This is a genomic window from Allobosea sp. P1_A7 (assembly GCF_056406775.1).
Genome location: NZ_JBFTZN010000277.1, coordinates 1 through 7,611, shown reverse-complemented (window position 1 = coordinate 7,611; position 7,611 = coordinate 1). Strand labels below are relative to the sequence as shown.

Sequence of the window (7,611 nt, the reverse complement as noted above, 5' to 3'; positions counted from 1 at the left end):
GGCTCATATCGCTCAACGGAAACCAGACCGTGAAGGGGCGAACCGCGAAGGTCGATGCGAGCTTCATCGATATCGTCGATGCCACACTCGGAGATGGGGGTACGCTATTTGCCCTGATGGCGGATATCGAGGCCCGCAACGGCCGCTTTTCTCTCCTCGGCAATTTCGCCGGGCTGAAGGTCGGCATCGATCGCGGTAACGTCAGGACCCGGAGCGTTACGCCGGATATCTCGGGCGCGATCGGCGCGTCCGGCGATGCCAAGACCTCGATGGCCATCGTCGAAGCCGGGGCCGCTTACGAGTTCGCGCGCTACGGGTCGGTCAGCTTCGACGTCCTGGCGGGTGCGCGCTACTGGTATCAGCGCGCCGATCTCTCCTTCGATGCGGGCGCGACCGTCGATGTCGGCGATCTCAGCTTCGGGCGTAATGTCGCGATCGCCCGTTCGGGCGCGGTGGACTGGGTCGACGGTTTTGCCGGCGCGCGCATGCGGATCGGCGTCGCGCCCGGTCACGAAATCGTCCTTCGCGGCGACCTTGGTGGTGGCGGCAGCAAATTCTCGTGGCAGGGCATCGCTGCTTACAGTTTTGATTTCGCCCAGAAGAACGGCGTCACCTATTCGGGCGTCCTCGGATACCGGGCTCTCTACGCCGACTATGCCCAGGGAGAGGGACGTCGGCGTTACGCATTCGATATGTTGATGCATGGCCCGGTCGTCGGGCTCAGCCTGCGGTTCTGAAGCAAGGCCAGGATACCGGTTCCTGACGGCGGGCCGACGAGAGGCCTGCGCGCTCACGCAACCGGAAGGGGAGATGCGGATGAGAACCGAACTTTCTCTTTTCGTCGGGACCTTCACGACCTTGCTCGCTATCATCAATCCGTTCGAGGTCCTGCCGGTCTACCTCAAGCTCTTGTCGGGCAAGGATAACGCAACGCACCGCACAGTCGCCCTGAAAGCCAGTGTTTATGCGCTGTTGCTTTGCTTCTTCTTCTTCATTTTCGGAACACTTCTGCTTCGGATTTTCGGTGTCCCGCTCAGCATGGTGCGGGTCGTCGGCGGCATCATCCTGATGAAAATCGGCTTCGAGTTGTTCATGCCAAAGAAATCGGGCGACGATCTGGGCCTGTCGGGTGCCGACACCGGCGAGGCGAACATCGCTTTCGTGCCGCTGGCGATGCCGATCATGTTCGGTCCCGGCGGCATTGCCACGATCATCGGGATGACCGCGACGATCAAGGATTCATCCAAGGAAATCCTCTCGTTCGTCGCTATTTCGACGGCAATCGTCGCGACGATGTTCACGACCTATATCTGCCTGATCTATGCCGAGAAGCTCACGCAAAGAATCGGCCCGATGGGGATCGACGCGATCACGCGCATTGTCGGTTTCTTCGTCTCCGCGATCGGGGGCGGCCTGATTTTCGACGGCGTGGTCGAAGCCTTACAAATGCACGGAGTGACCACTTTGCACTGAGCACCCGGGCGTTCGAGGCGCTTGAAAGCATAAGGGATTGGGCCAGCTCCAGCCGGGCGAGACTTTCATAACCGCTGTCGCAAAACCGATGACGCGTTGGCAGCATGGTCACCGGCACATCGGAAGCATCGGAGAGCCTCATCGGCTTGGCTGCGGCGCCTCACCATTCAGTGCATTTCGGGCCTTGGCCAACTGGTCGAGGGGTTCACTGCGCCTTGTTCTTTGTCTCCTCGGCCCTTTCGTGCAGCAGTTTTTCCTCGGCGGCAGTCATGGGGACCAGCTTGACCGTAAGTTTATCGACCTTACCGGTGAACCGGAACGGCGGCATGTAGTCCTTGTCTTCAACGCCTGTGCGCGTGTCCACCCCGACATCAAAGGTCTCGTCAAACGTCTCGAGGAACGGAATGGTGTGAGGGATCTTCTTGCTGGCGACTTCCTTGCCATCCACCGACAGGACGCCGGTGCCGCCTTTCGCGAAACCGGGACCGTCATACTTGAAGTCAAACAGGACGGTGTGCTTGCCGGGCGTGAGCACTGCTTGGCCTTCCCACCGGAAGCGTTCCAGGCCAAAGAAGTTGTACACGAAGATCGGTTTGCCTTTGAGCAAGTAGAGACCATGGCCACCGGCACGGCCACCGAGCGTATTGATCATGCCTTCTGCACCGCCCTCGGGAATGTCGACTTCGGCGGTGATCGAATAGGACTTGCCCAGAATGTCGGGGGCGCTGCTGTAGACAAGGCCGGACGATTCACCCGAGTATGTGAAGACAGTCCGACCGGCGGTCGAACTCGGTCGCGGGGTGGCCGCACGAACTGCGAAGCTGTTATCCAGCGGGAACACATTGTATTTTGTCRCCTCGACCAAAAAGAGTTCCTTCATTTCGCGCACCTTGTCAGGCATCTTGGCGGCGAGGTCGTTACTCTGCGAAAAATCCTCTTTGAGATCGTAAAGTTCCCAGGCGTAGCCGTTGACGACGTTGGGAAACTTGCCCATGCCCAGATCCCAGGGCGGCTGGGGTGGCGTGGTGGYGGCGAGCCAACCGTCATGGTAGATGGCGCGGTTGCCGAACATCTCGAAATACTGCGTCGTCCGCGTTGACGGAGCATTGGCGTTGGCTTTGTCGAAGGTGTACGCCATGCTCACGCCTTCAATCGGCTTTTGTGCCACGCCATCGACCATGACAGGCGCTTGAATGCCGGTTGCTTCAAGGATCGTCGGCACGACGTCGATCAGGTGGTGAAACTGTGTACGAATACTTCCAACGTCCGTGACATGGCCAGGCCATGAGATCGCCATGCCTTGACGGGTGCCGCCGAAGTGCGACGCGACCTGCTTGGTCCATTTGAATGGCGTATCAAAGGCCCAGGTCCAGCCCACGGCCATGTGGGGCGTGGTCAGGGCCGAACCCCAGACGTCATAGAACTTCAACTGCTCCGCGACCGGAATGGTGATGCTTTGGAGCGCGGCCAAATCGAAAGGGGTGCCAATGGGGGTCCCTTCAGCGCTGGTGCCGTTGTCGCCGCTGATAAATATGATGAGTGTGTTGTCGAGCTTGCCCTGAGCTTCCACTTCTTGAATGACCCTGCCGATTTCATGGTCGGTGTAGGCCGTATAGGCTGCAAAAACATCGGCCTGACGAATGAAAAGCTTCTTCTCGTCGGGACTGAGCGTGTCCCATTTCTGAAGCTTCGCTCCGCCAAATTCGGGCTGGCCGTCCGGCCATGGCGTGAGTTGAGTATTCGCCGGGATGACACCGAGGCGTTTCTGGTTGGCAAAGATCGTCTCGCGCAGCTTTTCCCAACCCTGATCGAACAGGTGCATATCGCTGATCTTCTTGATCCACTCTGGCGTGGGGTGATGCGGTGCATGCGAGCCGCCGGGCACGTAGTAGAGTAAGAATGGTTTGTCTGGCGCGGCGTTATTCAGCCCCCTCAGGTAGTTGATCGCGTCGTCGGCCATATCAGTGATGAGATTGTAGCCGGGCTTTCCGATCCACGGAAAAACCTGGGTATGATCGCGGAAGAGAAAGGGCGTCCACTGGTCTGTCTCGCCGCCCATGAAGCCGTAGAAATAGTCGAAGCCCATTCCGCTCGGCCATTGATCGAAAGGTCCTGACAGACTGTATTGAAAACTAGGGGTGTTGTGGTTCTTGCCGAACCACGACGTGGAATAGCCGTTGCGCTTCAAGATCGTGCCGACGGTGGCGCTCTCCGGCCCGATAACGGAGTCATAGCCGGGGTAGCCAGTGGACATTTCGGTGATCACGCCAAAGCCCACGGAGTGATGGTTGCGGCCGGTAATCAGCGCCGCCCGGCTCGGCGAGCACAGAGCAGTCGAGTGGACCTGAGTGTAACGTAATCCCGCGTTCGCGATCCGGTCCATGGAGGGCGTCGGGATGACACCGCCAAAGGTGCCGGACACGCCATACCCCTGGTCGTCGGTCATGATCAGCAAGACGTTTGGCGCACTCTTGGGCGGCACTACGGTCGGCGGCCAATACGGCTTGGAATCCTTGGAATCCATGTTGATCGTTCCGCCGAACGGCGCTGGCGGGTTTGGGAGATACTTGCCGTCGATCGTTGTCGTCGCGCTGGGTGAACCCGGCGTTCCCGTGATCTGCTGGGCCAGGGTCAAGCCAGCAGTGAGAGCCAGAGCGGAAGCCGACAAGGCGAACGCGCAAATGGTTGGCGTGAATTTCATGGCGATCCTCCCACAGCATGAGTGTTCCGTCATTGGAATCGGGGCGCGGATTTAGAAATCAGCCGGTTATGATCCTGCGAATTGGCTCTATTGCCGAGAAGACGCGGACCTTGGACAAGGCACGAAGTCGCGCTTCGGAAGGGCAGCCATCGTGCGCGGTGAAATGGTGCTCGCCAACGGTTTTAACGCATGTGAGAACCGCGACGGCCGGATGGCAGCCGCGTCCCACGGTCGTCGAGAGGCGCATGCCGCGGTTGCGTCGAGACGTTCGGTTTGTTTCATCGGTCGCCTCCCTGCGCTTAAGCCAGTGGGCGTTTCGTCGATGCTAGTTGGGCGAATGCTCTTCCGATAAAGGCCTTAGGTGCCATACCCAGCAGTCAGTCGCACCGACTGCGTTGGCTGTGCAGCATTGTACTGCAAGCTGGTGTGGGAAGGATAGCGCTCCTCGACCGGACCTTACGGACGACTGAACGCGATTGTCGCGGCCTGAAGTCATCATCCAGCAGCTCGCATGGGGCTGAAGATTTGGTTTGGATAGCAAGTTGACGGATACTGCACACGAAAGACCCGTAAGTGCTCACGGTGTGCGACTTCCGACAAGCTCTTTGCCGAAACAGATGAGGCGCCTATGTTCCCCAGCCCTGAGGCTTAGCTAGGGAAAAGGAAGGTCACGCCTGCCCGCGCGCCGAACCCCTTTGGCCCGGATTCCGGGGATAATGCATAATAACGACCGGCGACGAACAGACTGATCGGCAGCTTACCGATCTTGATCACTTTCGAGACTTGGGCGTTGATCGGAACGGTGAGCTTCTCGTTGGCCCAATCGTACGTCGTCTCGGTATTGAGTGAGAACGTCCAGGCATCGTGCGTCGTGTAGGCGATGAACGGCTGCACGAATGTCGCATTGACCGGGCGGGCCCCGCTCCGGGTCGCGCCGCCCACCGACCAGACCTGATTGGCTAGAATTCCGATGGTCCACGGGCCTTCCTGTTTGAGCGCTACTGCGGTCGGCCCCACACCCCACCGACCTTCTCCGAGCAGATTGTCCGTAGCGGTGGGCAGGCGAAACACCGGTCCTACCCCCCAGATGATACCCCCAAATCCTGGCGCCCGTGGCGACAGGAACAGGCTCTGCGTCGTGTCGCCCAGCCCAAACTGACGGCCTGAGCCCGGCGCGATATCCCATTGTGAGATGACTGGAAGAATCGTTCTGGAAATGAGGTTCCACTCGGGATTGATGTGGAAGGGGATGACCGGCTGGAAGTTCAGCGTGGTCCGCCCACCTTTATCAATCGGCCCGATCTTGCCATCGTAGTTGAACTGGAACGGAACACTGATCAAATCCGCGATCGGATTGTTGAGCTTCTTTGCGAGATCCGCCTCCTGACCAAAGGCCGGTGTCAGGCCTGTCGCAAGAAGAAGGATGCCGGCCGACACAGTTCGACGGATTCGCCTCATCCGAACCTCCCCCTAGATTTTTGTTGGGGAGATCAGAACACAGGCGGCGGACGATTGCCAGATCAGCCACTCCACGAGAAACGAAATCACCCATTCAAATTGACGTCCCCGGGCTTTCAACGAAACGCGTGACTTTGGAGTTCGGGCGACACGCCCAAAGCAGGCCCTCGCAACTTGCGAGTTGGGTCGATTCTGCCCCTTCGATCTCGGTCCGGAAGCTGACGTTCGATGAGGCGGAAGCACACGATAGCCTTGGCCAGTGCCGCCTTGGCGGCCGCAGGTGATGACCGTCTCAGTGCCCTGCTGCCGTTCCAGCCGATTGATTCAACCGTGTCTCCCGTCGCCTCGCACGGCGCCCGCACGATACGACGGCAACCGCATCAATGCGGCTTTGGCTTCGCGCTCAAGAGTCTACGACCTAACCAGAGACTGCCGCCACGCAAACCGCAGAATCACACCCAGGGATGCCGCGAGAGATATCGCCAACAGCCTTGGCATGAGAATAGAAGAGGTGCTCGTTGCATCCATTCTGAGGTCCGTTAGAGTGTTTCGGTGTGATGCTTCCGCTTTTAGCGGGGGAGTCTTCGCTGACAATCACCACGCAGGCGGGCATCACCTGCACACTGGCAGTGCCCGCCGAAGTTGCCGGAGAACACATCTGATGGTGCCCCCGAGTGCGCGACTTCGCGCTAGCATGGAATTTGCCTGCGACGGTCGACGTGGCCGACGGAAGTCGACCGATATCTAGTCGACACCTTCTGCTTCCGCTCACCAACCCGGCATTGCGAGACGATAAGGGAGGGTCCGCACTGGGTCGAGACCGGTGATCAGGTGCTCGACCGAAAGATGACATTGCCGAGCTTGCCGCAAAGCGGTCCCCGTCATGTCTGAGAAGGTTGGTGGGGTCCGGATTTTTGACCATTGCCGGGAAGCGGACGCTCGAAGTCCGCAGCCATTTCAAGCGCTTGGCACACTGTAGCTTTTCATCAGGGCGTGAATTGCTAAAACGAGCAGCCACGGCATCTTACGGAGCGTTTCAGGCGCGGCCAGGCGGGTTCCTCAGTCTGAAAAGACTCGAGGATCCGCGATCTGTTTCGGCAATCAGGTCGTTCGATCTGTCCGGCAGAATCAAGACCGGTCCGGCCAGTCCCTCCTCTCGAAAGTGAATACTCATACGAATCTAAAGCAACCCAGCATTGACCGGATGTTAGGATAGCGCGATGGACGCACTGTTTTCTTCAAAACCAATGGTGGAAATCATTCTCGGTACTTTGGGAATGATAGTAATAATTTTCGTTCACGGAATTGGAATTAGAATCATCAACCAGAATTTCATCGGATATTGGATAGAAATAAGTGAGATCACGCCGCCCTGGAGAATCAACTTTGTTCTTGCCTTCACAATAGGCTCTCTTGGCGCTCTCCATTTCTTGGAAACACTTGCCTGGGCAGTCCCTGTGTCTGCATATGGACTAATTCCGTCAATGCGTGACAGCTATTATTTCGTGCTTGAAAGCTACACGACGCTGGGCGGAGGCAATGTCAGTCTGCCCGATCAATGGCGTCTGATCGGACCCATCATCGCTATGTCGGGGCTCTTTACGTTCGGTTGGACGGGCAGCGTCTTGGTCAACATAATGACGGAATTTGGCAAGGCGGATAGGATGCGCGCTGAAGCGCGAAGTAACCGCCGATCCGGTGAATGACGACTGGCGTGACACTATCCATAGTTCTAGTGCCCGGAAGTCGTGGATGTGTGGGGTCTCCAACGGTGGAACGGCTAGTTCCAGCATCGCGCGATGTACCGCCCGTCAGAGGCCTGTCTCGGCCTTCACTCGGCCCGAGGCGACGGCGGCCTTGAGCGCCGCAAAGTCCCGCTCGTTCTGGTCAGCGTACGTCTCGGCGAACGAGGCCATCGCCCGGTCGAAGGCATTCGACTTGCCGAGGTACGCGCTGATCGCGATCCGGTCGCCCGAGCG

General features: G+C 58.6%; 6 protein-coding genes. 3 read left to right on the top strand and 3 right to left on the bottom strand.

Annotated elements, in window-relative coordinates:
* Positions 1 to 737: hypothetical protein (locus tag AC1D34_RS30860; protein WP_476826279.1), on the top strand; the 737-nt coding region annotated here is incomplete at its 5' end.
* Entirely contained in the window at positions 703 to 1,473 is a 771-nt protein-coding gene (locus AC1D34_RS30855; RefSeq protein WP_476826278.1) for a MarC family protein, read from the top strand. The genes AC1D34_RS30860 and AC1D34_RS30855, both read left to right, overlap by 35 nt.
* Before the next feature lie 205 nt (positions 1,474 to 1,678).
* On the opposite strand, the gene AC1D34_RS30850 is transcribed toward AC1D34_RS30855, so the two are convergent.
* Together AC1D34_RS30850 and AC1D34_RS30845 are read right to left on the bottom strand one after the other, a co-directional pair.
* Complete coding sequence (locus AC1D34_RS30850; protein WP_476826277.1) at positions 1,679 to 4,174, bottom strand: arylsulfatase; 2,496 nt, start codon at positions 4,172 to 4,174, stop codon at positions 1,679 to 1,681.
* Positions 4,175 to 4,822: 648 nt separating this feature from the next.
* Positions 4,823 to 5,632, bottom strand: coding sequence for a transporter (locus AC1D34_RS30845; protein WP_476826276.1), 810 nt, complete (start codon positions 5,630 to 5,632; stop codon positions 4,823 to 4,825).
* 1,220 nt (positions 5,633 to 6,852) lie between these two features.
* On the opposite strand from AC1D34_RS30845, the gene AC1D34_RS30840 reads away from it, so the two are divergent.
* Positions 6,853 to 7,338: an ion channel gene (locus AC1D34_RS30840; RefSeq protein ID WP_476826275.1), complete on the top strand. Its 486-nt coding sequence runs from the start codon at positions 6,853 to 6,855 to the stop codon at positions 7,336 to 7,338.
* A gap of 105 nt (positions 7,339 to 7,443) precedes the next feature.
* Here AC1D34_RS30840 and AC1D34_RS30835 read toward each other — a convergent pair.
* Positions 7,444 to 7,611 (bottom strand): DUF2252 family protein (locus AC1D34_RS30835; RefSeq protein ID WP_476826280.1); only part of this gene is annotated, 168 nt, incomplete at its 5' end.

Coding starts and splice junctions, on each gene's coding strand:
- AC1D34_RS30855 (WP_476826278.1), top strand. CDS start 703: ATGGCCCGGTCGTCGGGCTCAGCCTGCGGTTCTGAAGCAAGGCCAGGA.
- AC1D34_RS30845 (WP_476826276.1), bottom strand. CDS start 5,632: ATGAGGCGAATCCGTCGAACTGTGTCGGCCGGCATCCTTCTTCTTGCG.
- AC1D34_RS30840 (WP_476826275.1), top strand. CDS start 6,853: ATGGACGCACTGTTTTCTTCAAAACCAATGGTGGAAATCATTCTCGGT.